Origin of the sequence: Nonomuraea maheshkhaliensis (genome assembly GCF_039529435.1) — a bacterium.
Classification (GTDB): Bacteria; Actinomycetota; Actinomycetes; order Streptosporangiales; family Streptosporangiaceae; genus Nonomuraea; species Nonomuraea maheshkhaliensis.
In genome coordinates this window covers 43,164-68,531 of record NZ_BAAAMU010000007.1, presented here as the reverse complement: position 1 = coordinate 68,531, position 25,368 = coordinate 43,164, and the positions used below count along the sequence as shown (strand labels likewise).

19 protein-coding genes are annotated in these 25,368 nt (G+C 71.6%); 9 read left to right on the top strand and 10 right to left on the bottom strand.

The window, feature by feature from the left end:
- Nucleotides 1-48 precede the first annotated feature (48 nt).
- From cofD to ABFX54_RS07170, 3 genes are all read left to right on the top strand, one after another.
- A complete protein-coding gene (gene cofD / locus ABFX54_RS07180; RefSeq protein WP_346102484.1) occupies nucleotides 49-987 on the top strand; it encodes a 2-phospho-L-lactate transferase in 939 nt (312 codons plus the stop codon).
- Entirely contained in the window at nucleotides 984-2,420 is a 1,437-nt protein-coding gene (locus ABFX54_RS07175) for a coenzyme F420-0:L-glutamate ligase (protein ID WP_346102482.1), read from the top strand. Before cofD ends, ABFX54_RS07175 begins: the two co-directional genes overlap by 4 nt.
- Nucleotides 2,421-2,601: 181 nt before the next feature.
- Complete coding sequence (locus ABFX54_RS07170; protein ID WP_346102480.1) at nucleotides 2,602-3,339, top strand: lytic polysaccharide monooxygenase; 738 nt, start codon at nucleotides 2,602-2,604, stop codon at nucleotides 3,337-3,339.
- A gap of 71 nt (nucleotides 3,340-3,410) precedes the next feature.
- On the opposite strand, the gene ABFX54_RS07165 is transcribed toward ABFX54_RS07170, so the two are convergent.
- The 7 genes from ABFX54_RS07165 to ABFX54_RS07135 all read right to left on the bottom strand — a co-directional run bounded on the left by ABFX54_RS07165 (nucleotide 3,411) and on the right by ABFX54_RS07135 (nucleotide 12,998).
- Nucleotides 3,411-5,159, bottom strand: a complete 1,749-nt coding sequence (locus ABFX54_RS07165; protein WP_346102479.1) for a substrate-binding and VWA domain-containing protein — start codon at nucleotides 5,157-5,159, stop codon at nucleotides 3,411-3,413.
- Between the two features lie 82 nt (nucleotides 5,160-5,241).
- Nucleotides 5,242-7,848: a bifunctional FO biosynthesis protein CofGH gene (locus ABFX54_RS07160; protein ID WP_346102477.1), complete on the bottom strand. Its 2,607-nt coding sequence runs from the start codon at nucleotides 7,846-7,848 to the stop codon at nucleotides 5,242-5,244.
- Between the two features lie 64 nt (nucleotides 7,849-7,912).
- Nucleotides 7,913-8,806, bottom strand: coding sequence for a DNA-3-methyladenine glycosylase family protein (locus ABFX54_RS07155; protein WP_346102631.1), 894 nt, complete (start codon nucleotides 8,804-8,806; stop codon nucleotides 7,913-7,915).
- A gap of 135 nt (nucleotides 8,807-8,941) precedes the next feature.
- Complete coding sequence (manB, locus tag ABFX54_RS07150; protein WP_428834503.1) at nucleotides 8,942-10,021, bottom strand: mannose-1-phosphate guanylyltransferase; 1,080 nt, start codon at nucleotides 10,019-10,021, stop codon at nucleotides 8,942-8,944.
- Nucleotides 10,022-10,053: 32 nt separating this feature from the next.
- The gene (locus ABFX54_RS07145) at nucleotides 10,054-11,118 is read right to left on the bottom strand and encodes a glycosyltransferase family 4 protein (protein ID WP_346102473.1); all 1,065 of its coding nucleotides are present in this window, start codon (nucleotides 11,116-11,118) and stop codon (nucleotides 10,054-10,056) included.
- 144 nt (nucleotides 11,119-11,262) lie between these two features.
- Complete coding sequence (locus ABFX54_RS07140) at nucleotides 11,263-12,174, bottom strand: lysylphosphatidylglycerol synthase domain-containing protein (RefSeq protein WP_346102471.1); 912 nt, start codon at nucleotides 12,172-12,174, stop codon at nucleotides 11,263-11,265.
- The gene (locus ABFX54_RS07135; protein ID WP_346102469.1) at nucleotides 12,171-12,998 is read right to left on the bottom strand and encodes a class I SAM-dependent methyltransferase; all 828 of its coding nucleotides are present in this window, start codon (nucleotides 12,996-12,998) and stop codon (nucleotides 12,171-12,173) included. Before ABFX54_RS07135 ends, ABFX54_RS07140 begins: the two co-directional genes overlap by 4 nt.
- Before the next feature lie 92 nt (nucleotides 12,999-13,090).
- On the opposite strand from ABFX54_RS07135, the gene ABFX54_RS07130 reads away from it, so the two are divergent.
- From ABFX54_RS07130 to ABFX54_RS07120, 3 genes are read left to right on the top strand one after another with little or no spacing between them, the layout of a single operon-like run.
- The gene (locus tag ABFX54_RS07130) at nucleotides 13,091-14,206 is read left to right on the top strand and encodes an SPFH domain-containing protein (protein ID WP_346102467.1); all 1,116 of its coding nucleotides are present in this window, start codon (nucleotides 13,091-13,093) and stop codon (nucleotides 14,204-14,206) included.
- Nucleotides 14,207-14,266: 60 nt separating this feature from the next.
- Nucleotides 14,267-15,289 (top strand): hypothetical protein, encoded by a 1,023-nt coding sequence (locus tag ABFX54_RS07125; protein WP_346102465.1) that lies wholly within the window; start codon nucleotides 14,267-14,269, stop codon nucleotides 15,287-15,289.
- Nucleotides 15,290-15,298: 9 nt separating this feature from the next.
- The gene (locus ABFX54_RS07120; RefSeq protein WP_346102463.1) at nucleotides 15,299-16,258 is read left to right on the top strand and encodes a lysylphosphatidylglycerol synthase transmembrane domain-containing protein; all 960 of its coding nucleotides are present in this window, start codon (nucleotides 15,299-15,301) and stop codon (nucleotides 16,256-16,258) included.
- Here ABFX54_RS07120 and ABFX54_RS07115 read toward each other — a convergent pair.
- The 3 genes from ABFX54_RS07115 to ABFX54_RS07105 all read right to left on the bottom strand — a co-directional run bounded on the left by ABFX54_RS07115 (nucleotide 16,159) and on the right by ABFX54_RS07105 (nucleotide 20,359).
- Nucleotides 16,159-17,220: a glycosyltransferase family 4 protein gene (locus ABFX54_RS07115; RefSeq protein ID WP_346102462.1), complete on the bottom strand. Its 1,062-nt coding sequence runs from the start codon at nucleotides 17,218-17,220 to the stop codon at nucleotides 16,159-16,161. The genes ABFX54_RS07120 and ABFX54_RS07115 overlap by 100 nt on opposite strands.
- A gap of 2 nt (nucleotides 17,221-17,222) precedes the next feature.
- Entirely contained in the window at nucleotides 17,223-18,152 is a 930-nt protein-coding gene (locus ABFX54_RS07110; protein WP_346102460.1) for a glycosyltransferase family 2 protein, read from the bottom strand.
- A 95-nt stretch (nucleotides 18,153-18,247) separates the two neighbouring features.
- A complete protein-coding gene (locus ABFX54_RS07105) occupies nucleotides 18,248-20,359 on the bottom strand; it encodes a glycosyltransferase family 39 protein (protein ID WP_346102459.1) in 2,112 nt (703 codons plus the stop codon).
- A 224-nt stretch (nucleotides 20,360-20,583) separates the two neighbouring features.
- On the opposite strand from ABFX54_RS07105, the gene ABFX54_RS07100 reads away from it, so the two are divergent.
- The 3 genes from ABFX54_RS07100 to ABFX54_RS07090 all read left to right on the top strand — a co-directional run bounded on the left by ABFX54_RS07100 (nucleotide 20,584) and on the right by ABFX54_RS07090 (nucleotide 25,366).
- A complete protein-coding gene (locus ABFX54_RS07100; RefSeq protein ID WP_346102457.1) occupies nucleotides 20,584-22,026 on the top strand; it encodes a hypothetical protein in 1,443 nt (480 codons plus the stop codon).
- A 218-nt stretch (nucleotides 22,027-22,244) separates the two neighbouring features.
- On the top strand, nucleotides 22,245-23,900 hold the full coding sequence (locus tag ABFX54_RS07095; protein ID WP_346102455.1) for an LCP family protein: 1,656 nt from the start codon (nucleotides 22,245-22,247) through the stop codon (nucleotides 23,898-23,900).
- Between the two features lie 176 nt (nucleotides 23,901-24,076).
- On the top strand, nucleotides 24,077-25,366 hold the full coding sequence (locus ABFX54_RS07090; RefSeq protein ID WP_346102453.1) for an acyltransferase family protein: 1,290 nt from the start codon (nucleotides 24,077-24,079) through the stop codon (nucleotides 25,364-25,366).
- Nucleotides 25,367-25,368: the final 2 nt, after the last annotated feature.

Here is a 25,368-nt window from a genome sequence, read left to right as displayed (position 1 = left end):
ACCGGTCCCCCGGAAGGGTTGTCAGAGCCCGGTGAAAGACTGGGGCGCATGCACATCGTGTCACTCGCCGGCGGCATCGGCGGCGCCCGCTTCCTGCGCGGCCTGCGCGCCACCGCGCCTGACTCCTCGATCACCGTCATCGGCAACACGGGTGACGACATCACCCTGTTCGGCCTGCGGGTCTGCCCCGACCTCGACACCGTGATGTACACCCTGGGCAACGGCATCGACGAGGAGCAGGGCTGGGGCCGGGCCAAGGAGTCCCACGTCGTCAAGGAGGAGCTGGCCGCGTACGGCGTCGAGCCGCAGTGGTTCGGGCTCGGCGACCGCGACTTCGCCACCCACATCGTGCGCTCGCAGATGCTGGAGGCGGGCTACCCGCTCTCGCAGATCACGCAGGCGCTCTGCGCGCGCTGGCAGCCGGGCGTGCGGCTGCTGCCGATGAGCGACGACCGCTGCGAGACCCACGTCGTGATCGAGGACGAGCGCGGCAAGCGCGCGATCCACTTCCAGGAGTGGTGGGTGCGGCTGCGCGCCTCCATCCCCGCGCAGTCGTTCGCGCTGGTGGGGGCCGACACCGCGAAGCCGGCCCCGGGGGTGCTTGAGGCCATCGAGCAGGCCGACGTGGTCGTCCTGCCGCCGTCCAACCCGGTGGTGAGCATCGGCACGATCCTCCAGGTTCCGGGCATCCGCGAGGCGCTGCTGCCCAAGACCGTCGTCGGCGTCTCGCCGATCATCGGCGGCGCGCCGGTCAGGGGCATGGCCGACGCCTGCCTGACCGCCATCGGGGTCGAGACGACCGCGCAGGCGGTGCTCGATCTGTACGGCTCCGAGCTGATCGACGGCTGGCTGGTGGCCGAGGAGGACGCCGGGGTCGCGCTCGACGGCGTGCGGGTGGTCGCCAGGCCGATCCTCATGCACGACGCCGAGGCCACCGCCGCCATCGCCCGCACCGCCCTCGACCTCGCTCTGGAGCTCGCCCGATGACCATCCCTTCACCCGGTGCCCCGACGCCCGCCACCCCTGCCGCGACCCCGCCGCACGACGGCTCGGTGGCGCCCGAGCGGGTCGAGGTGATCGCGGTCACCGGGATCGGCGAGGTCCGGCCGGGTGACGACGTGGCGGTGCTGCTGGCCGGAGCCGGGCTGCGTGACGGCGACATCGTGGTGGTCACCTCCAAGATCGTGAGCAAGGCCGAGGGCCGGGTGCGCCACGCGCCCGACCGCACGCAGGCCATCGAGGAGGAGACCGAGCGGGTGGTCGCCAGGCGCGGCGACACCGTGATCTCCCAGACCCGCCACGGCTTCGTCATGGCCGCCGCCGGCGTCGACGCCTCCAACACCGAGCCCGGCACCGTCCTGCTCCTGCCAGAAGACTCCGACGCCTCGGCCCGGCGCATCAGGGCAGGGCTCAGCGGGCGCGCCGGCGGGAGCGCCAGTGAGCCCGGCGATGGGCCCGGCGATAAACGCGACGGCAACCACGACAGCGGTCGCGACGGCGGGCGCGACGGGGTGCGGGTCGGGGTGATCGTGTCCGACACGTTCGGGCGGCCGTGGCGCAACGGGCTCACCGACGTGGCCATCGGGGTGGCCGGCCTCCGGCCGCTCGACGACTATCGCGGCACCTCCGACACCTACGGCAACCAGCTCAGCGCCACGGTCACGGCGCTGGCCGACGAGATCGCGAGCGCCGCCGAGCTGGTCAAGGGCAAGCTCGCCGGGGTCCCGGTGGCGATCGTGCGCGGGCTGTCCCACCTGGTCACCGAGGACGACGGCCCCGGGGTCAGGCCGCTGGTGCGGCCGGCCGACGACGACCTGTTCCGGTTCGGGTCGCGTGACGTGGTGTTCGCCCGCCGTACGATCAGGGAGTTCTCCGACCGGCCCGTCGATCCGGAGGCGGTGCGCAGGGCGGTAGCGGCGGGCATCGCGGCGCCGGCGCCGCACCACACGACGCCGTGGCGGTTCGTGCTGCTGGAGTCGCCGCAGACGCGGACGAAGCTGCTCGACGCGATGCGCGAGGCGTGGATCGCCGACCTGCGCGGCGACGGGTTCACCGAGCAGTCGATCGCCAAGCGGGTCAGACGGGGCGATGTGCTGCGCAACGCGCCCTATCTGGTCGTGCCGTGCCTGGTGATGGAGGGGTCCCACACCTACAGGGACCAGCGGCGCAACGCCTCCGAGCGGGAGATGTTCGTCGTGGCGACCGGTGCCGGGGTGGAGAACTTCCTGGTGCAGCTCGCCGTCGAGGGGCTGGGCTCGGCGTGGGTGTCGTCCACGATGTTCTGCCGGCCCGTGGTGCGCGAGGTGCTCGACCTGCCCGAGTCGTGGGACCCGATGGGCTGCGTGGCCGTCGGGCACGCCGCCGCCCCGCCGCGCGACCGGGCGCCGCGCGATCCCGGCGATTTCATTCTGACGCGATGACGGCTTCGTCCTGGCGCGCGTTGACGACCTTCTTCCGCACCGCGTGACGGCTTCATCCGTCGCGCGGTGACGGCTTCGTCCTGACGCGTTGACGGAGGTCCGGACAGCGGTCAAGTCGAGTTTACCGTTAGGAAAGTTTCCTTTACATTAGGGGTCACCCCCCAAGTAAAGGAGCCACTTCATGCGAAGGACTCTCTCAGTGCTCGCCGTGGCGGTGACCGCGATCGCCACCACGGTGTTCAACACCACGCCCGCGTTCGCGCACGGCTACGTCCTCACCCCGCCCAGCCGCCAGGCCAACTGCCACCAGGGCAAGGTCTCCGGCTGCGGCAACATCGTCTACGAGCCGCAGAGCGTGGAAGGCCCCAAGGGCCTGCGCAACTGCCACGCCAACCTCGGCCAGTTCGCCCAGCTCAGCGACGAGAGCAAGCCGTGGCCGGCCGCGTCGGTGGGCAGCACCGTGACCTTCACCTGGACGTTCACCGCCAGGCACGCCACCTCGAACTTCGAGTACTACATCGGCAACACCAAGGTGGCCAGCTTCTCCGGCAACAACCAGCAGCCGCCGGCGACGGTCTCGCACCCGGTCAACTTCTCCGGCTACTCGGGCCGGCAGAAGGTGCTCGCCATCTGGAACATCTCCGACACCACCAACGCCTTCTACTCCTGCATCGACCTGAACTTCGGCGGCGGTGGCGGCAACCCCACCCCGACGCCCCCGCCGACGCCCACTCCCACGCCCACCCCGACGCCGACGCCTCCCCCGACGACGCCTTCCGGCACCTGGCGGGCGGGCACCGCGTACAGCGTCGGCAGCACCGTGACCTACAACGGCGTCAGCTATCGGTGCGTTCAGGCGCACACCGCCCTCGCCGGTTGGGAGCCGCCGAACGTGCCGGCGCTCTGGCAGCGCGTGTAGTCACTCCGACCCGACCCGGCCGTCCAGGACTCCCCTGGGCGGCCGGTCCACGTTCGCCCCGGGGCGGGCGGTCAGGTGGTGGGTTTGCAGGTCGGATGGCAGAGGCGCCGAGCCAGGGCGGCGAGGAACACGTCGATGATCTCGCCGGGCTCCTGGGCCTCGTGCAGGGAGCCGTTCGTGGCGGCCGTGATCTGCGACAGGGCCGCCCGGTCCACGTCCTTGCCGAACGCGATGACGATGATCTGTACGGGCTTGTCCGGGTTCCACTCACGCCGCAACTGGTCGAGCAACTGGCGCAGGTTCGCGCCCTTGCCGTCGTCCCGGCCGGCCGTGATCACCAGGAGCGCGTTGTTCATCTCCTCCCGGTACTCCTCGCTGACCTCGCGAAAGCCGCTGTGGATGGCGTCGTACAGGGAGCTGGCGAGCTTGGGATGGGCGGTGATCGTGCTGGTCAGCTCGTCCAGGCGGCTCTTGCGGATGACCTGCCCGCTGTCGGGCTCACTGATCGGGCCGAGGGCGACGCGTTCCTGATACCCCTTGATGCGCCCGACCTTGTCGGCGAACTCCCACAGGCCCATGTGCGTGGAGGCCGGGAAGAGCTGCAACCCGATCTTGGCCGCCGCCAGCGCCACGCTGACCCGGGTGGTGCCGTTCAGCGGCTCGGCCATGTGCCTGGAGGTGTCGGCCAGCACGAGGATGTTGGTCGGCGGGGCCAGCCTGCTCCAGGCCAGCAGCGCGTCGTCGATGTCCTGCGGCGACACCGAGGCCCTGGTCCTGGGCGCCTCGGTGGGGGTCTGGGGGCCGGGCGAGATCGGCCCCTGGGCGCCGTCGCCCGACCTGAACCCCGCTTTGCGTACGATCTCCTGCGCCTGCGCGCCCTTCAGCCAGCCCGCGAAGACGCTCGACGCCTCGGCCACGGAGGGATCGGTGGCGGTGACGACGTACGGGTAGTCGAGGTTGATCGTGCCCTCGCGCGGATGCAGGGCCACGACGGGGTCGGCGGAGGGCCGCAGGTTGTGCTGCCACACGGACTGCTCGGGCACGATCACGACCGGGCGCTGCCAGAACGTACGGTCGTCCACCGCGGCCAGCATGCTGCGGTAGTCGGGCGCCGAGCCCGCCTGCGCCCACCGGACGAACGCGGTCAGCGCCTTGTCCGCCTCCGGCCCCTTGCCGACGACGTCCCGCGCGGCGGCCACGGTCGCGATGCCGGCCCCGGCCAGCGACGGGTCCGGCACGCGTACGACGTCGGGTTCGTCCGCATTGGGCGTCAGCCGCCCGCGCACGGTCGAGGGGAAGACCATCCGCCAGTTCATCTCGGTCCGCCCCACGGAGAAGCGCTGGGCCAGCGACGACCGGGTGGCGAACACCAGCGGCGAGGTGGCCACCACGCTCTCCCCCGCGGGCAGCGCGCTCGCGCCCTGCTGGCGGGCCAGCCTGATCCAGGCGGAGGAGTCGGCGATCCAGCCGTCGGGCCGCTCGCTCAGCACGCCGGCCCGGTCGCCGATCAGCGTGCGCAGGACGGTGGCCGGCGGCTGCTCGGTCACCTGGACCAGCACGCACCGGCCACCCACGGCCGTCTTCGTCCCGTTGAACCGGCTCGCCGCCTCCATCACGGCAGGAGCCACGTCCACCGCCGCGGCCACGTCGACCAGAACAGGCTCTCGTGTGGTGCACAGGACGCCACCGCTGCCGAAGATCACGACCAGGCCGGCCGCGACGATGGCCACGGCGGACAGCCCGGCCAGGATGCCGCGCTGGAGCGCCTTCCTCCGCCGCTGCTCGGGGGGCAGCGCGGCGCGGTGTCGACCCAACCGCACGGTGAACCTCTCTCCCAGGGGAGTGACGATTCTCCCAGCGACTCACTGGGCGGACGCAAGTGCTTGTTAGAACATGTTACAACTAGGCCAGCGGGAGCACCCTTCGCACGCTCTGGCAGACGCCGTCGCTGGCCGCCGAGGCCGCCAGCCGCTCCTCGCTCGGGACGCCGTACTCGGTGGTGCGCTGCCTGGCCGGCCTGCCGGTGACCGCGACCATCTCGCGCAGCTCGCTGATCGTCTTGTACGAGCCGTTCTCCGACCCCGCCATCCGGCTGATCGTCTCCTCCATGAGGGTGCCGCCGAGGTCGTTGACGCCGCCCTGGAGCACCTGGCGGCACAGGTCGTCCTGGAGCTTGACCCAGGAGCACTGGATGTTCCCGATCGCGCCGTGCAGCAGGATCCTGGCCAGCGCGTGCACGGCCCGGTTCTCCCGCGCGGTCGGGCCCGGCCTGGCCACGCCCGCCAGGTAGATGGGGGCGCTGGTGTGCACGAACGGCAGCAGCACGAACTCCGAGAACCCGCCGGTCTGCTCCTGCAGCCGCCTGATGAGCTTGATGTGCCTGACCCAGTGCAGGTGGTTGTCGACGTGCCCGTACATCATGGTGGCGGTGGTGGGCAGGCCGACCTGGTGCGCGGTGGTGATGACCTCCACCCACTCCTTCGCGGGCAGCTTGCCCTTGGTCAGCACCCAGCGCACGTCGTCGTCGAGGATCTCGGCCGCAGTCCCGGGCAGGGAGTCCACGCCGGCCTCCTTGGCGGCCTCCAGCCAGTCGCGGATGGACAGGTTCGTCCGGCTCGCGCCGTTGATCACCTCCATCGGGGAGAACGCGTGCACGTGCATGCCGGGCGTCCTGGCCTTGACCGCCTTGGCGATCTCGAAGTACGCGGTGCCGGGCAGGTCGGGGTGGATGCCGCCCTGCATGCACACCTCGGTGGCGCCGGCCGCCCACGCCTCCTCCGCGCGGTCGGCGACCTGGTCGAGGCTGAGCGTGTAGGCGTCGGCGTCGGTCCTGCGCTGGGCGAAGGCGCAGAAGCGGCAGCCGGTGTAGCAGACGTTGGTGAAGTTGATGTTCCGGTTGACGACGTAGGTGACCGCGTCGCCGGCCGCCTGCGCGCGCAGGGCGTCGGCGATCGCGGCCAGCTCGTCCAGCTCGTCGCCGTCGGCGCTGAGCAGCGCCACGGCCTCCGCGTCCGTCAGCCCGGCGGGGTCGGCGGCGGCCCTGGCCAGCGCCTGCCGCACGTCGCCGGCGAGCACCCCACCCGAGAACGCGGCGCCGGACCGGGCAGCAGGCTCAATGGTGGGCCCGACGGCGGGCTCGGCGGGCGAGGGGAGGCGGTCGCGGAGGGCGTCCCAGTCGCCGTAGACGTGGTCGAAGTCGTCCCTGCGGTCGGCGGTGCGGCCGGTGGAGTCGACCTCGACGTGCAGATCGACCCGGCCGGACGCGGTGGATCCGCCGTCGGGCTCCTGCCAGGGCCGCCCTTCGAGCACGGCGTCCTCGCGGGCCAGGCCGGTGGCCGGATCGGCGAGCGCGGCGACGTGGGCGAACAGGCGCGGGTCGAGCCACGGCTCCCCCGCCTGCACGTATTCCGGATAGATCGTCAAACGCTCGCGGAGCTGGAACCCGGCCCCGGCCGTACGGTCCGCGAGGTCGTCGATCTGCGGCCACGGCCGCTCAGGGTTGACGTGGTCGGGGGTGAGCGGGGACACGCCGCCCCAGTCGTCGATCCCGGCCCTGATCATCAGCTCGTACTCGGAGTCCACCAGGTTGGGCGGCGCCTGCAGCCGTACGCGGGGGCCGAGGACCAGCCGCGCGACGGCGATCGTGGCGGCCAGCTCCTGGAGGTCGGCGTCCGGCAGGCCGCGCATGGCGGTGTCGGGCTTGGCGCGGAAGTTCTGCACGATGACTTCCTGGATGCCGCCGTACTCCCTGGCCACCCGCCGGATCGCGAAGATCGCCTCGGCCCGGTCCTCGACCGTCTCGCCGATGCCGATCAGGATCCCGGTGGTGAACGGCACGTTCGTGCGTCCAGCGTCCTCCAGCACGCGCAGCCGTACGGCGGGATCCTTGTCCGGCGAGCCGTAGTGGGCCTGCCCCTTCTCCTCGAACAGCCGCCGCGACGTCGTCTCCAGCATCATCCCCATCGACGGCGCGACCGGCTTGAGCCGCTGCAGGTCCCGCCAGCTCAGCACCCCCGGGTTGAGGTGCGGCAGCAGCCCGGTCTCCTCCAGCACCCTGATCGCCATCGCGCGCACATAGGACAACGTGTCGTCATAGCCGTGCGCGTCGAGCCACTCCCTCGCCTGGTGCCAGCGGTCCTCCGGCCGGTCCCCCAGCGTGAACAGCGCCTCCTTGCACCCCATCGCCGCCCCCTGGCGGGCGATCTCCAGCACCTCGTCCGGGCTCAGGAACGGCGCGGGCAGCTTGTGCGGAGCCGTGGCAAAAGTGCAGTATCCACAACGGTCCCGGCAGAGCCGGGTCAACGGGATGAACACCTTCCTGCTGTAGGTGATGACCCCCTCGCGCCCGGCGGCACGCAGCCCGGCGTCGCGCACGCGGGAGGCGTGGTCGAGAAGCGTGTCGAGGTGCTCGTCCCGGGCGTGCAGGAGGACGGTCGCCTCGGTGACGTCGAGGGTCTTGCCGTCCCTGGCGCGGGCGAGGGCGCGGCGGAGCGCGGAGTCAGAACTCATACAGGCACAGTACGACCACCTGAGTTCGCAGTACGCACCCAGGGCCGGGCTCACCACACCGGGCTCAGAACGAGCGGTAGTCGCGCACCGGCATCCGGGGCCCCCGCGCCGGCGGGCGCACGCCGCTGAGCCAGACCAGGACCGTGGCGCGGTGCCGATGCCCGGTGTACGGCTCAAGCAGCCGCATCATCCCCGAATCGTCGGTCTTCTCCCCGGTCAGGGCGTAACCGACCAGCTTGGCCAGATGGAAGTCACCGACGCTGACGGCGTCGGGATCGCCGAAGGCGCGCTGGCGCACCTCGGCCGACGTCCACACCCCGATCCCGGGCAGCGCGCGCAGCAGCCGGTCGAGCTCCTCCGTGGTGGCGGCGGCCTCCAGCTTGGCGGCGTGCCAGGCGGCGCCCGCGATGGTCCTGGCGCGCACGGCCTCGGCGCCCGCCTGGTGCCAGTGCCAGCTCGGGATCTGCCGCCACACGTCGCTCTCCGGCACCACCCGCATGCCCTCGGGCGCGGGCCCGGGAGCAGGCTCGCCGTAGCGGCCGAGCAGCCACCGCCAGGCCCGCCACGCCTCCCGCCCGACGACCTTCTGCTCCAGCACCGCCGGCACGAGGGCCTCCATCACCCGCCTCGTACGCCCGATCCGCAGCCCAGGATTCCTCCTGACGGCCTCGGCCAGCACGTCGTGCTCGACGCTGAACCCGGCGACGTCGTCATCGGCGCCCAGCAGCGCCGGCAGGGTCTCCAGGGCCCAGGCCGCGCCCGGCCCCCACGCCTGCCCGTGCACGCACCCGGCCTTGACGCTCACCCTGAGCGTGCAGGGGCCCTCGGGGGTCCTGGAGGTGCGCCACACGGCGCCGCCGCTCTCACGGCGCCAGGTGGGGTCGCCGCCGCCGCGCCGGTGGGGCATCAGCGTCAGCCCCACGTCCAGCGGCCCCGCGGGCACCCACCTGCGCTCCATCACCCCACCAGTCTGCCCCTGCCCCTCACCTGCTCGGGCCGGGCTCAGCGCGCGGCGAACAGCCTGCGCCCCAAGCAGGGCCGCGGCCGGGACGACGGGCTGGACGCCGCCGGAGCAACGCCCCGGGACGGCGGGTCAGACGTCGCTGGAGTAGCGCAGGGCCCGCTCGGGCAGCTCGACGCCCGGCCATACGCGTACGCCGTGCTGCAGCTCGTTGCCGGGCCCCACCACGGCGTCGTCGCCGATCACCGCGTCGCGCACCACCGTGCCCGCGCAGATGCGCGCCCGCCGCCCCACGACGGAGTCGGTCACCCGGGCCCCGGTCTCCACGACGCAGTCGTCGCTGAGCACCGACCCGGCCACCGTCGCCCCCGCCTCGACGACCACACGCGCGCCGACCGCCGTGCCGTCCTGGATCTTGGCCTCTGGCGAGACCCTGGCGCCGTCGAGCGCCAGGTATTCGCCGGTCGGTCCTGGCAGCGCGGGTGAGGCCAGCCGGCCCAGCACCAGGTCACGCGAGCCCTGCACATAGGCGCTCGGCGTGCCGACGTCCAGCCAGTAGGTGCGGTCGGCGTAGCCCATGACGAGCTGCCCCGACTCGATCAGCCCGGGAAACGTCTCGCGCTCGACCGACACGACCTCGTCGCGCGGGATCGAGTCGATCACCGAGCGGGTGAAGACGTAGCAGCCGGCGTTGATCCGGTTGGTCACCGGATTGGGCGTCTTCTCCAGGAACGCCGTCACCCGCCCCGCCTCGTCGGTCGGCACGCAGCCGAAGCGAGAGGGATCGTCGACCTCTGTCAAATGGAGCGTTACAGCGGCCTGCCTGTCACGGTGCAGCCGCACCTGCGCGCCGATGTCGTGACCGGAGAGGATGTCGCCGTTGAGGATGAGGACGGGGTCGTCGGGACCCGCGTCGAGCGCCTCGCCGGCGTTGCGGATGGCTCCGCCCGTGCCCAGCGGCGTCTCTTCCGTCATGTATTCCAGCGAGAGCCCGAACGCCGCCCCATCGCCGAAGGCGGGCTCGAACATGGCCGCCTTGTACGACGTCGCGAACACGATCCGGCGCACGCCGAAAGATCGCGCGCGGGCGAGTTGGTGCGCCAGGAACGGCACCCCGGCGGTGGGCAGCAGCGGCTTGGGCGTGCCCAGTGTCAGCGGGCGCAGGCGCGTGCCCTGCCCCCCGACCAGGAGGATCGCCTCGAGGTCTGGCAAAGAGCTCTCCATCACTCCGTGAGGTTACCGAACTATTCGATCGCGCGTTGATAGGAGCTGAGATGCGCCTCGGCGCTGGCGTCCCAGGTGAATTCGCGGGATCGGGCCAGGCCCGCCTCCCGCAACTGGTGCCTGCGCTGGGGAGATGCCAGCAACTCGCCGAGCGCCGTGGCGATGCTGTCGGCGTCCGGCTCGGTGTAGGCGACCGCGTCGCCGCCCACTTCCGGCAGCGAGCTGCGGTGTGTCGTCAGGACCGGCGCGCCGCAGGCCATGGCCTCAAGGACCGGCAGCCCGAACCCCTCGCCGCGCGAGGGGAAGGCGACCACGAGCGCCCCGCCGAGGAACCCGGGCAGGTCGGGCGCGCGCAGGTAGCCCGGCCTGATCACCCTGACGGTGGCCTCCACCTCCCGGCAGGCGGCGTCCACGTCGTCCTCGTGCACGCCTCCGCCGAGCACCAGCGCCGGCGGCTCGTCCAGCCGCTTGACGGCGGCGGCGAAGCCCCTGATGAGGTTGGGCACGTTCTTGCGCGGGTCGAGCGCGCCGAGGAAGGCCACGTACGGCTGGTCGTGCAGCCCGCACCTCATGGCGGACCTGCGGATCTCCTCGCCCGTCGGCGGGTGGAACTGGGCCAGGTCGACGCCGTGATAGGCGACGTCGATGCGGGTGGGGTCGGCGGACAGCACCCGGATGAGCTCGTCCCTCGTCGCCTTGGACGGCACGATCACCCGCCTGGCGTGGCGGACGGCGGTGCGGGTGGCCGAGCGGAAGAACGAGGCGCGCGGGCTGAGCTGGTCGGGCTCGGTGAACCACGTCGCGTCGTGCACCGTCACGACGGTCGGCAGGCCCGCGCTGAGCGGGATGGAGTAGTAGGGGGCGTGGATCACGTCGGCGCCGGCCTGGCGGGCGAGAAGGGGCAGCCCGCTCTGCTCCCAGGCCAGCCTGGCGGCTCTGTTGGTGATCGAGACCGGCCCGGGGATCACCTGGGCCGAAGGTGCGAGGCGTCTGTAGCGTTCGGCTTCGGCCCGCTGGCAGACCACAGCGATGTCGGCGCCGGCCCGGTCGAGCGCGGCCACCAGCCCGTCAACGTATCTGATCAACGCGCCGCGGTCCGCGGGGACCGCTACCGCGTCGACGAGCACTCGAGGCATACGAAGATCTTCTCCCCTCAAGATCAACGTGGGACTGGTCGTCCCCCTCTGAAGTTCAGCTTATGACCAGCCTCCCCTAAATCGTGGGCCAAATCACACCGAGTCGCGACGCGCTGCGATTCCCGCCGATCCGGCACAGATCAGATCCCCCACGATGATGACGATCCTTGACGAAAGCGCCACCGCGATGGCGGCGCCCTGATCGAGATGGGGCGCCAGGATCGCCACCATGGCCAGCTCCCTGACCCCCGCCCCCGCCGGGATCACGAAGGTCAGGATGCCCAGGCACCACGACAGGGCGAAGGCTCCGATGGCGAAGACGAGGCCGCCCTGGGGGGCGATGAAGTAGAGGTGCACGCCGTAAGCGATCCAGCCGGTCAGCGCCCAGCCGAGCGCCGTGAGCATGCCGCGCCTGGTCAGCGGCCGTTCGAGGGGCTCGCGCTTGAGCCGGCGCAGGGCGTGCCCGATGACGGCGTTGATCACCTTGGGTTCGAGCAGGACCAGCAGCAGCGGGATGAACAGCAGCAGCCAGCCGTAGCGGTCCCAGCCGAGCGTGACCAGCGTGACCAGCAGGCCCGTGGCCAGCTGGATGGGCATCATCAGGAAGAACGCCGCCGCGCTGCGCGCGCGGGGCACGCCGAGGTCGCGGCCCATCTCCATCTGGGCGAGCACGGGCCAGATCGTGCCCGGGATGTATTTGCCGAGCTGGCCGACGAAGAACACCTTGGCCGCGGGCCTGGGAGGCAGCGGCGAGCCCAGGTCGGCCAGCAGGGTGCGCCAGGTGAGCATGGCCCCGAGCAGCGCGGCGACCACCGCCACCAGCGCGCCCGCCAGCGCGGCCGGGGTCAGCCGGGAGAACCCGGCCACCACGTCGTCCCACTGCCGGGCCACCGCCCACGTGCCGAAGCCGAGCGCGACCGCCAGAAAGCCGTATCTGACCAGCCGGCGACCCATGGACCGGCGGCGCGGGACGGGCTCCACCGTCGTGTCCTCTTCGACGCTCACAGCGGGCGGACCAGTTCGGGCGGCTGCGGCAGCGTCGCGCCCACCGGCCGGCGCGGCGTCTTGGTCGCCACCCACAGGTATGTCGGCACCACCGGCAGCAGCAGCTTGAGCACGCCGCGCGGCGCTCGTGACAGCACCGCCTTGACCATCTTCCCCGGCAGCCCGGGAAACAGCTCTCCCCCGGCGAACTTCGTGGGCGTGGCGAGCACCGGGAACGTGTAGTCCCACACGTGGAAGGCGCGCAACATCCTGCGCAGCCCGCGCCGCGTCCTGAACCGCTCGTAGTAGTGGTCGGCCCGCCCGAAAGCGCGCACGTAGCGGTCGGCCAGGCCGGGCGGCAGGTAGGACAGGAACGGCAGCTTGTAGTGCGGCTCCATGATCCCGAGCCGGTTGCCGAGACCCAGGTAGAGCGTCCCGTCGTCGGACAGCACCCGGTGCATCTCGGCCACCACGGCGTCGGGGTCGACCACGTGCTCGTAGATGTGGTTGAACACCAGCACGTCGATCGAGCCGTCGGGGAACGGCAGCGCCGTGCCGTCGCCACAGACGAACGCCACCCGCTCGCCGAACCGGTCGGCCGCCTTGCGCAGCCCCGGCACGTCGATGTCGATGCCCAGGGTGTGACCGGCCCCCGCGCCCGCCAGCTCGTCGGCGATGAACCCGGCGGAGCAGCCCACGTCGCCCACGGTCAGCCCGCCGAGCGGCCCGTGGAAGTGTTCCAGCACCGCGATGATCTTCGCCGCCTTCCGCCTGCGCTTCGCCTCGTCGAGCATGGCGGACTGGAACTCTGAGTATTCGAGCTGCGCGACCCGTTGCTTCACCACGGTTCCCCACCGTACCGACCTCCGCGCCACTACGACGTCAAACGCCTTTGGTACGGTGACCGACCGGCGAAACCAGCACGGACGGGGGCGAAGTGGCGCTGTTCGACAAGATCCGCGGCGAATTCATCGACATCGTCGAGTGGCTCGACGACACCCGCGACACCCTCGTCTGGCGTTTTCCGCGCCACGACAACGAGATCAAGATGGGCGCCCGGCTGGTCGTGCGCGAGTCGCAGACCGCCGTCTTCGTCAACGAGGGCCGGATCGCGGACGCGTTCGCGCCGGGGACCCACACGCTGGAGACACGGAACCTGCCGGTCCTGTCCACGCTCGAGGGCTGGAAGCACGGCTTCCACTCGCCGTTCAAGGCCGAGGTGTACTTCGTCAGCACCCGCCAGTTCGCCGACTTCAAGTGGGGCACGCAGAACCCGGTCATCGTGCGCGACCCCGAGTTCGGACCCGTGCGGCTGCGGGCGTTCGGCTCGTACGCGGCAAGGGTGACCGACGCCCCGGCGCTGCTGCGCGAGCTGGCGGGGACCGATCCGCAGTTCCGTACCGAGGAGGTGGAGGGCTACCTGCGCCGGCTCGTCGTGGGCCGGCTCGCGCCCGCCCTCGCGAGCGCCGGCGTGCCCCTGCTCGACCTCGCCGCCGACCAGCACGAGATGGGACGGCGGCTGGCCACGGCGCTGACCGCGGACCTGGCCGGAGTGGGGCTGGCGATCCCCACGTTCACGATCGAGAACGTCTCGCTGCCCGAGGAGGTGGAGCGGGCGCTGGACAAGCGGTCGCAGATGGGGATCGTGGGCGATCTGGGCGACTACGCGAGGTTCCAGGCGGCGAACGCGCTGGAGAACGCGGGCGGGGCCGCGGAGGGCATGGGGCTGGGCATGGGCATCGCCGCCGGCCGGCAGATGGCCGAGTCCCTGGCTCCCCAGAACCCGCGCCCGTCCGGGCATCCCCAGCCGTCCGCGCCGCACCCGTCCCAGCCTTCTGACGGGCCGCCGCCGCTGCCCGGGAACGAACGCTGGTTCATCGGGGTGAACGGTGCACAACGGGGGCCGTTCGGCGCGGCGGAGCTGCCCGGCAGCGGGCTCACTCCGGAGAGCCTGGTGTGGAAGACCGGGATGTCCCAGTGGATCCCCGCCCGCGACGTGCCCGAACTCGCCGCACTCCTGCACGACACCCCGCCCCCGCTCCCACCCTCCTGATCCACCATGGTCTCACCCGCCCAGACCCCCGCCCGTCCCTGCCAGGGTTGCGGCGCGAGCGTGGCGTTCGCTCCCGGCACCGCCGTCCTGCGCTGCCCGTACTGCGGTGCCGAGCAGCGCATCGCCGCGCCCGCCAGGCAGGTACGCGAGTTCTCCTACGACGCCTTCACCGCCAAGCCGCGCGTCCGGGCCCTGGCCAGGCACCAGCTCAGCTGCCCTGGCTGCGGCGCCCGTACGGACAGCGACGCGCTGTCGCGCTCCTGCCAGTTCTGCGGCACCCACCTGGTGGCCGACACCGCGCGGGACGACCAGATCGCCCCCGAGGCGGTGCTCCCGTTCGCCCTGGACCGGGGCCGCGCGCGGGAGGCGCTGCGCACCTGGGTGAAGAGCCGCTGGTTCGCCCCGAACCGCCTCAAGAAGGTCAGCGAGGCGGAGACGATGAAGAGCACGTACCTGCCGCACTGGACGTTCGACGCCCAGACGGTCTCCGACTACACCGGCAAACGCGGCGAGCACTATTACGTCACCACCACCCACACCGACTCGGACGGCAACCGGCGCACCCGCCGTGAGCGGCGAACCCGCTGGTACCCGGCCTCGGGAAGGGTGGCGCGCGGGTTCGACGACGTGCTGACCCCGGCGACGAACCGGGTCCCGGCCGAGCGGCTGACCGCCCTCCAGCCCTGGCCGCTGGCGCACGCGCTGCCGTACGACCCCGCCTACCTCGCCGGGCACCACAGCCTGCGTTACGACCACGAGCCGCAGGCGGGCTTCGAGCAGGCCAAGCAGATCATGGGCGAGGTCATCCAGGGCGACTGCCGCCGCGACATCGGCGGGGACGTGCAGCGGGTGTCGTCGGTGCGCACGAGCTACTCCGGCGTCACGTTCAAGCTGGTGCTGCTGCCGGTGTGGGCGGGCAACTACCTGTTCGCCGGCAAGACGTACCAGGTGCTGATCAACGGGGCGAACGGGGAGGTGCAGGGCGACCGGCCGTACAGCGTGGTCAAGATCTCGATGGCCGTGGCCGCCGTCGTGCTGATCGTCGCCGTGGCCGTCTGGCTATACCTGGTGAACCACGCGTAACCTGAGCCAATGCTCCGCCGCCTGCTGCGCATCGTGCTCGCCCTGGTCGCGCTGGGTTTCCTCGGCTACGGGCTGGCCGCCAACTGGGACGACACGACCACGGCCCTGGCCGCGATGTCGCCGTGGGCGGTGCTCGGGGCCTTCGCGGCGGTGCTGCTCGGCCAGTTCCTCATGCTGCTGGCCTGGCGGGAGATCCTGGCGGGGCTCGGCACGCGGGTGCCGGTGCGGATCGCCGGGCGGATCATGTTCGTGGGGCAGCTCGGGAAGTACATCCCGGGGGCGGTGTGGGCGTACGCGGCGATGATGGACCTCGGCCGCGACCACGGGAGCCCGCCGCGGCGCACGTTCGCCACGATCTCGCTCGGCCTGGTGATCAACCTGGGGGTGGCGATCTCGATCGCCGCGGCCACGCTGGGCCGGCTGGAGGCGGTGCGCGAGGCGTGGTACCTGGTGCTGCTCGTGCCGGCGATCATCGTGTGCCTGCATCCGAAGGTGCTCACCTGGGGCCTCAACCTGGCGTTGCGCGTCGCGCGGAAGGAGCCGCTGGAGAGCGTGCTGCCGGGCCGCACGGTGGTGGTCGCGGTGGCGTGGACGGCGCTCGGCTGGTTCGTCTACGGCGTGCACATCTGGCTGGTCGCGGGCAGCGCCGACCTCTACCTCGTCGCCACCGGCGCGTACGCGTTCGCCTGGGCGACCGGCATCCTCACGGTCGTGGTCCCGGCCGGCGTCGGGGTCAGGGAGGGCGCGCTGGTGCTCGTGCTCGGCCCGGTCATCGGCACGCCGGCGGCGCTGGCGGTGGCGATCGTGTCGCGGCTGGCGTTCACGCTGGCCGACGCCGCCGCCGCGGGCATCGCGTTCCTGCTGGGCCGTCAGGCGCCGAGCAGCGCCCCCGCGTACGCCGACCAGAACGGCTCGGGATCGACCGCCTTGACCCCCGACCGCAACCTCTCTGGCTCGCCCGAGGCGTAGAACCGCTCGATGGCCGCGCGCAGCGCCTCCGCGTCGCCCGGCTCGACCAGCAGCCCGTCCACGCCGTCGGTGACGTGGTCGGCCAGCGCCCCCACCCGGGTGGCGATCACCGGCACGCCGTGCTCGTGCGCGAGCCAGACGTTCTGGCTGGCCGTGGCGCTGCGGTAGGGCAGCACGAGCGCGTCGGCCGCGGCGAACAGCTTCGGCACGTCGCCGGCCGCCACGTAGCCGGGCCGCAGCTCCACCCGCTCGCCCAGGCCCAACTCGGCGATCAGCGCCTTCGTCTCGTCGAGCCCGCCCCAGAACTCGCCCGCGACGGTCAGCCCGATCCCCTCGGGCAACGCCCGCAGCAGCAGGTCGAGCCCCTTGTACGGCCGCACCATGCCGAAGAAGAGCAGCCGCCGGTGCACCTCGGCCGACCGCTCACCGGTCGTCGAAGGCAGGTGCGGCGGCAGCGCGGCCACCTCGACCGGACTTCCGGTGAGCCCTCTGGCCAGCGCCGCCTGCTGCTCGGAGTGGGTCAGCACGGCGTCGGCCCGCTTGAGCAGGGCCGTCATCAGCGGCCGGTCGTACGGCTTGCGCTCGTGCGGCAGCACGTTGTGGCAGAGCGCGATCGTCCGGATCCTGCGCCCGATCCCGAGGAGAATGCCCAGGTAAGCAGGCACCTGCACCGGGCTCAGCACCGCCAGCACCACCAGGTCGGCCGAGCGCAGCCGCCGCCCGGCCGCCACCCAGCCGTCGGGCCGCCGCCAGTCGAGCCGGCGCGCGGTTTTCTCGTAAGGCGTGCCCTCGGGCGCGGAGATCGTCTGCTGCCCCGGATAGAGGAAGGACGGGTATTGCGCCCGCCACGACTCGATCACCACGTCGTGGCCCAGCGCCGCGAGGCGGTGCGCCAGCTCGGTCGTGTGCTGCGCCCCGCCCCCCTTGTACGGATATGTCGGGCCGACGATCGCGATCCGCAACGTCACTCTCCCCGCGAGCGCACGATCAGGTCGGCCAGCAGCGCCACGGACCCGATGAGCATGCCCGACAGGAAGATCATCACGGTGTTGGCCGGGAAGTAGAACGGGTGCTGGACCATGTCCCAGACGCCCTTCACGAACCCGATGCCCACCAGCCACAACGCCGGCGGCATGAGGACCTTGAGCGGGTTGAAGTACATGATCATCCGCAGCACCTGGAGGATGTAGCGGTAGGCGTCGGAGACGAAGCTGAACTTCGACTTGCCGGCCCGCTTGGCGTATTCGGTCGGCAGGTAGTAGACGTCGTGCTGGTTGGACAGGAACGACAGCGTGATCGTGGTGACGCAGGAGAACCCGGGCGGCAGCAGCCGCAGGTAGGGCTTGGCCACCGACTTGCGGAAGGCGCGCAGGCCGGAGTTGAGGTCGGGGATCTTCTGCCCGGCCAGCATCTCCGCCACCTTGCGGATCACGAACTTGGCGGGCACGCGCAGCAGCTTGTGCGAGCCCTCCTCGCTGGTGCGGGCGCCGACGACCATGTCGATGGCGGCGTCCTTCTCCAGGATCTGCACCAGCTCGGGGATGCGCTCGTTGGCGTAGGACATGTCGGCGTCGGTCCAGACGACGATCTCGCCCCTGGCCTCCTGCGAGCCGATGCGCCGCACGGTGCCGGCGCCGCCGTTGCGGTGGAAGGCGCGGATGCGCAGGTGGGGGTAGTCGGGCGCGGCCTGCTTCAGCTTGGCCAGCGTGTCGTCGGTCGAGCAGTCGTCCACGGCGACCAGCTCGTAGGTGTAGCCGCTAGAGTCCATCGCCTTGGTGATGCGCTCCACCTCGTCGATGACGTGATCCTGCTCGTTGTAGCAGGGCAGGACGATCGTGACGTACGGCGCTTCTTCCACGGCAATTCCACTCTTGGGGGTCTCAAGCGTGCTCACGGGGGTCGAGGTTACTCTGCCCAGCCGAAAGGCGAGTCCACATCGGCCTACCGGGAGCTCCTGATTCGGGACAACTTCCAGTCTGGACCATGCGATCAGGCGACGGCCATCCACACGTTCATCCGCAGGGACCACGTGGCGTTCGGGGCGTCCACGAGTGAGCGTTCGTCCTGGCGGGTGACCAGGCCGAGGATCTGCGTGGCGGTCCCGTACGGGGAGACCTGGCCCTGCTCGGCCCCCAGCACGACCGGCACGCGCCCCGCCGCCCGCACCCGCTCGGCCAGCCTGCGCACCTGCTCGGGCGGTGCGGTCTGGCCCTGGTCCGGCCTGGACACCTGCGCCGCGGGCAGGCCGCACATGCCGCGGACGACCTGGGTGAACCGATCGGCGGTGACCCGCTCCACGATCAGCACGGAGGCGTCGCGCGGGATCCGCGCGCACATCGCCTCGACCGCCGCCGCCTCGCCCCGCTCGACCGGGGTGAACGCGGTGCCGATCGAGGTCACGGCCGGCGGCACGAGCACGAGCACCACGGTCAGCACCGCCCCCCACTTGCGCACCAGCGGCCCGTGCCGGTCCGCGAGGACGTGCAGCCGGGCCAGCCCGTACGTGGCGAGCAGGATCATCCCGGGGATGACGATCGGGACCAGGCGGCGCGCGGCCCACGGATGGTCGGGGGTGATCTCGGGGCGCAGCAGCGTCGTGACGGTCGTCCAGCCCACGATCGCGAGCGGCAGCAGCCACTCGAACGGCGCGCCGTCACGCAGCAGCTTGCGCACCAGCAGGGCGGCGCCGAGCGTGGCCAGCAGCACGACGGGGGCGCCGAGGTACCAGACGACCCAGTGCAGGGAGCTCTCGAAGTAGAGCCGGGTGCCGTCGAGCGGCATGCCGTTCGCGCGCTGGATCTGCTGGATCATCTCGAACGTGCGCACGTCGTCGGGGTTGGCCGGCACGCGGGTCACGGTCTGGTACCAGGGGCGGGCGTACAGGAGCGCCATCAGCAGCAGCACCAGCCCCGCGCCCGCCGGCGGCGCCCACGACGGCAGCCGGATCCCGGCCAGCGCCGGCGCGGCGGCCGTGCCGGCCGCGATCAGCACGAGCACGCCCGCGCAGATGAGCAGCAGCGGCCGCACCGACCCGGACAGGTAGGAAAGATAAGGGCGAGCCAGTACGTACGCCGCCAGCATCCCGATCCCGGCCCCGGCGATCAGCCCCGCCAGCAGCCCCGGCCCCACCACCCCCTGCGGCCTGCCGCGCCGCCGCATCGCGATCAGCAGCCCCGCGAACGCCAGCACCGGCAGCACGTCGCGCAGCCCGTCCACCCTGACCAGCACCGCCAGCCCGAACGCCAGCCCGGCCGGCAACCCCTTCCACCAGGCCGGGCGGGCGAGCGCGTCGTACGTCAACGCGAGCCCGCCGAACAGCAGGATCAGCGACGGGATCTCGCTGAACGTGGTGCGCGAGGTGTAGAGGATCGGCAGGCTCACGGCGAACGCGAGCGCCGCGAGCACCGCCCAGCGCGCGCCCGACAGCCGCGCCACCACCCCGGCCAGCGTCAGCACGGCCAGCGCGCCCAGCACGGCCGGGATCAGGAACGGCGTCCCGAGCCAGTTCCCGATCGCGAACAGCAGCGGCGGGCCCGGCATGAACTGCGGCACCACGGCGCCGTTCTCGGCGTAGAAGCCGACGCTCTCGAAGATCAGCTCCGGGTCGGGGCCGCCGAACGCCCCGGCCTGGGCAGGGATGGGCAGGGAGCCGTGGCCGGCGATCCAGGCGGCGTACTGGGCGTAGGTGGCCGGGTCGCGCCTGACGGCGAGCTGCTCGCTGTGCATGATCGCGTTGAACGCCCCGGACGCCACGGCCACCGCCGCGACCCCGCCCACCTGCCACCAGGTGGCCGCCGAACCGGCCTCCCCGGCCGTGGCACCGCCCGGCCGCGACGCGTCCCCGCCCTTCGCGCCACCCGGCCGCGACGCGTCCCCGTCGTTCGCGTCGCCCGGCTTCCGTGCTTCCGTGCGGCGGCCGAGCCCTCGTGTGCCCGCCCAGCACAGCAGCGCCGCCGCGGGCACGCCGAGCAGCGTGGCGAGCGGCGGCGTGACCCGGCCGAGCAGCAGCAGCGGCAGGCCCGCTAGCTGCCAGCCCGCCACGGCCAGTGCGGGCAGTACGGACAGCGCGGCGAGCACCCGGCCGGGTCGATCGACTTCCATGGCTGAGCGAGCGTATCCAACCCGGCACACCCCGTGCGCACGGCACCCGCCGATCTTGCCCCCGCCCCGCGAACCCCCAGGTGGCACCGTCCGCGCCCACCGCACGGGCCGCTCAGGCGGCACGAGTCCGCCCCGATCCCGGGTAGCGTACGGACCACGCGACCAGCGGGCACGTGGCCCTGCGGTCAGGCGCGCGCCGGAGGAGCGGGAGGAACGTGCGGGTGATGTCGGAGGCTCGTGACGCCGAGCCCGCGAAGACCGGCCGCGGCCACCGCCTGCCGCGCGACCCGAAGCCCTGGGCGCGAAGGCACGGCTGGTTCCTGGCGGTGCTCGCCCTCGGCGCCGCCCTGCGCGCGCTGGCCATGCTGGGTTACCGGCCCGCCCTGTGGTTCCCCGACACCTACACCTACGTCGTCACGGTCTTCAGGCCCCGCCCCGACCTGGTGCGCCCGGCCGGCTACTCGATGTTCCTCAAGCTCCTTGAGCCGCTGCACGCCTTCGCCGCCGTCACGGTGGTGCAGCACCTGCTCGGCCTGGCCGCCGGCGTGCTGATCTACCGGGCGGCACGCAGGGCCCCGCGCTGGGCGAGGACGCTGGCCACGGCGCCGGTGCTGCTGGACGCGTACCAGATCGAGCTGGAGCACCTGCTCGTCTCGGACACGCTGTTCATGTTCCTGGTCGTGACCGCCGTGGTGCTGTGCACCACGAGGCGGTCCACCCCGGCGACCGGCACGGTGGTGGCGATCGGGCTGCTGCTGGCCGCCGCCACGCTCACCAGGACCGTCGGCCAGCCGCTCATCGTGGTGGTGGCCGCCTGGTTCGTGCTGCGCCGGCGGTTCAGGCCGGCCGCCGTGCTGCTGGCCGCCGCGCTGGTGCCGATCATCGCGTACGGCGCCTGGTTCCACGCCACCTACCAGCGGACCGGCCTGATCGGCGCGAACGGCGTCTTCCTGTACGCCCGCACGATGTCCTTCGCCGACTGCGCCAAGATGGACCCCCCGCCCGACCTGGCGGTCCTGTGCGACCCGCGCCCGCCGGAGCGGCGGCCCCCGTCGCAGGAGTACATCTGGGCCAAGGACTCCCCGCTCGTCCTGCGGCCGGGCATCACGTTCACGAAGGAGAACGACGACCTGGCGGCCAGGTTCGCGACGCTGGCGATCACCAGTCAGCCGCTCGACTACGCCGCCTCGGTGCTGACCGAGCTGGGCCGCACGTTCACCTGGGATCGCCCGGTCTACCCCGATCCCGAGATCTACGCCTACTACCAGTTCCCGGTGGCCCCTCCCGGACCACCTGGGCGCTATCCCGCGCAGGTCGGCGCCGAGTATGCCAAGCTCTACGAGCAGGGTGCGATCGGTACGGAGATCGTCGAGCCCTACGCCGGATGGCTGCGGGCCTACCAGAGTCTGGTGCGGCTGCCCGGCCCGGTGCTCCTGGGGATCCTGCTGGTGCCGCCGGTCGCGGCGATCGTCCGCCGGCGCCGGAGCAGGCGTCCCGGCACGAAGCAGGCGGGCGCGCCCGCCTGGGCGGTGTCCTGGTCGGTGGCCGTGGTGCTGCTGGTCACTCCGGCCGCGGCGGCCGAGTTCGACTACCGGTACGTGCTGCCGGCCGTGCCCCTGGCCTGCCTGGCGGCCGCCCTGAGCATCAAGTCGAAGCCTCGGGCCTGACCACCGAGCCTGACGACCGAGGACGGATCGGTGGCAGGAAAGAGTTTGGCGATGATATTCCACCCAATGTCCGGCTCTGAGTATGCTGTGCCGCGGAAACATCACACCCGGGTCACGGGCCGTTCCGCACGATCGGGCACGTGGCACGCCGTACGTGACCTAGTCTCGTGGCGCGGAGCGACCAAGCCGGCGGCGCAAGGAGTGAGGCTAGGGGGCGTATGAGTGACTACAGAGGCGTGCCGCCGGTAGTCGATCCCGTGCACGACCGCCGAGGTGCCCCGACGCAGCCGGGCAGCCGGATGGCCCGCCGGGCGGCCGCCGACGCGCCGCCGCCCCCGCCGCCACCGGACCCGCGGCACTCCCACGGGCACCGCTCGGGCGGCTCCGGCAACGGCCAGACCAAGATGCGCGTGCTGGCCTGGGTCAGCATCGGCCTGACCTCGGTGATGGTGGCGGGCACGCTGACGGCGTACACCCTCTACCGCGACGCCTTCGGCAACATCAACGAGAAGAGCGTCAAGGAAGACATCATCAACCCCCGCCCTCCGGACACGGGCGCGCTCAACGTGCTGCTCGTCGGCTCCGACACCCGGGCGGGCAAGGGCAACGCGCGCTACGGCCAGCAGCTGGCCCGCACGGCCGACGCCGGCGGCAAGCGCACCGACACGATCATCCTCATGCACATCTCCCCGGGCCGGGACAAGGCACGGCTGATCAGCTTCCCGCGCGACTCCCTGGTGCAGATCCCCAAATGCAAGAACGAGGCCACCAAGCAGGAGATGGCGCCGCGCCGGGACATGATCAACTCGGCGTACAACTCGGGCGGCATCGCCTGCACGATCTCCACCATCGAGACGCTGACCGGCATCCGGGTCAACCACTTCGTCGAGGTCGACTTCAGCGGCTTCAAGAACATCGTGGACGCGCTCGGCGGCATCGAGATCTGCCTGAAGTCGGGCGTCAACGACAGGGCCTCCAAACTGGTGCTGCCGGCCGGCAAGAGCCTGCTCAACGGCGAGAAGGCGCTGGGCTACGTACGCCTGCGCAAATACGGCGACGGCAGCGACATCCAGCGCATCAAGCGGCAGCAGATCTTCCTGAGCAAGGTCGTGGCCAAGGCGACCAGCAGCGACCTGCTCACCGACGTGGGCCGGCTCAGAGGCTTCATCGCGGCGGCGGCCGGCTCGGTCACCATGGACCCCGAGCTGGCCAACGACACCGAGCAGCTCATCCAGATCGCGATGAGCGCCAAGGAGATGACCGCCGGCGGCGTCAAGTTCACCACGGTGCCCTGGGGTCCCGCCCCCGACGACCCGAACCGGGTGGTCTGGAAGGAGCCGGACGCCACCGAGCTGTTCACCTCGATCAAGACCGACACCGAGCCCGTCCCCGCGCCCACCGCCACCACGAGCGCCAAGCCCAAGGTCGCGATCAAGCCCGAGCAGGTGAAGGTCCAGGTGCTCAACGGCACCAAGACCGTGGGCAAGGCCCGCGAGGTCGCCGACGAGCTGGCCAAGCAGGGCTTCAACGTCGTCGGGCTGGGCAACTTCGAAGCGCCGGGCGGCGTGAGCCTGCCGAAGAGCGAGATCCACTACGCCAAGACGGTCGAGACGGCGGCCGACCACGCCGTGGCGCTGGGCGCCTCGGTGCTGCCCAAGCCGCAGGCCGCGTCGGGCAAGGTGGCGGCGACGAACGCGCAGCCGTACACCACCGCGAACCCCGCCACCACGGCGGGAGCCGGCCCGAAGAAGGGCACCCCGGTGATCCAGCTGGTGGTCGGCGAGGACTTCGAGTCGGTCAAGGTGACCAAGCTGCCCGACAGCGTCAACAACAGCACCATCACCGCCTCCGAGCAGAAGAACGTCTGCACCTGAGCCTCAAAGTTCCCTGTGTAACGGGACGATCTGGGCCGCTGCGTGAGACAGGACCCACGAGTGCGGGATAGTCTGTTTCGGGTCGGCGACGCAGCGCGACACGGAGCCGCAAGGGTTTTCCTGGTCGTGTTGCCGTCGTGTTCCCCGGACCCGAGCGAAGCTGAGCGACTCCCCTAGTGTCTGAGACCAGATCCTCCCGACCGGTCACGCCCCCGCGGAGCCCAGAGGAGGGCCCCGCAGACACGGGGGCCCGGTGGCCGCTTCCCGAGGAGACCTTCTGGAGCGAGGCCACCGACCCCCACGGAGTCGCCCCGGGCGAGCGCACCGCGCCGCAGGCGGCGGTGCCCCCGGTGCAGGCGAAGGCCCCCACCCAGGCCCCCACCCAGGCTCCCGCTCAGGTCCAGGCCGCGGAGTCCGGCGCGAAGCGTCAGGAGCGGCCGGAGCCGCGCCCCCAGCCCGAGCAGCCGAAGCCGCGCAAGCGCGATCCGTTCCTCGACAACGTCAAGTTCATCCTGATCGCGCTGGTGCCGATCGGCCACTCGCTGGTGCCGACCCTGGCCGCCGACTCGGCCAGGGCGCTCTACATCTTCATCTACGTCTTCCACATGCCGCTGTTCGTGGTGATCAGCGGTTACCTGTCGCGCAACTTCTGGAACTCCAACGCGAAGACCAACAAACTGGTCGACACGTTCCTCGTCCCCTACGTGATCGTCGAGGTCGGCTACGCGGCGCTGCGCTTCTCCCTCGGGCAGAAGTGGAGCCTGACCATCATCGACCCGGCGTGGCTCAACTGGTATCTGCTGGCGCTGCTGTTCTGGCGGCTGTCCACCCCGGTGTGGAAGCGGATGAAGTACCCGGTGCCGGTGGCCATCGCGATCTACCTGTTCGCCGGGTTCTCCCAGATCTCCGGCGACTTCAGCATGGACCGCTTCTTCGGCCTGCTGCCGTTCTTCGTCATCGGCCTGGTCCTGCAGCCCGAGCACTTCGAGCTGCTCAACCGCCGCTGGATCAAGATCGTCTCGGTCGTCACCGTGCTCTGCGCGGCGGCGGTGGCGATCCTCATCGCGCCGATGGCCAAGCTCGGCCCGTTCTACTACAAGAACAGCTACCAGGACCTCGACCTGTCCTGGTACATGGGCATCGGCCTGCGCCTCGGGCTGCTCGTGTGCGCCCTGGCCATGTGCTTCGCCGTGCTGGCGCTGGTGCCCAGGCGTGAGACCTGGTACACCGACCTCGGCACCCGCACGCTCTACTGCTACCTGCTCCACGGCATCCCGGTGCTGATCGCCAAGGAGATGGGCTGGCTGGAGTTCCCGTGGCTGCACGGGCCGCTGGGCGTGCTGGCGATCAGCACGAGCTGCTTCGCGCTGGCCATCATCCTGTGCCTGCCGGAGACCCGTACGGTCTTCAAGTGGGTGCTTGAGCCCCGGCTGGTCTGGCTCTATCGCCGTCCCTCCCGAAGTTAAGC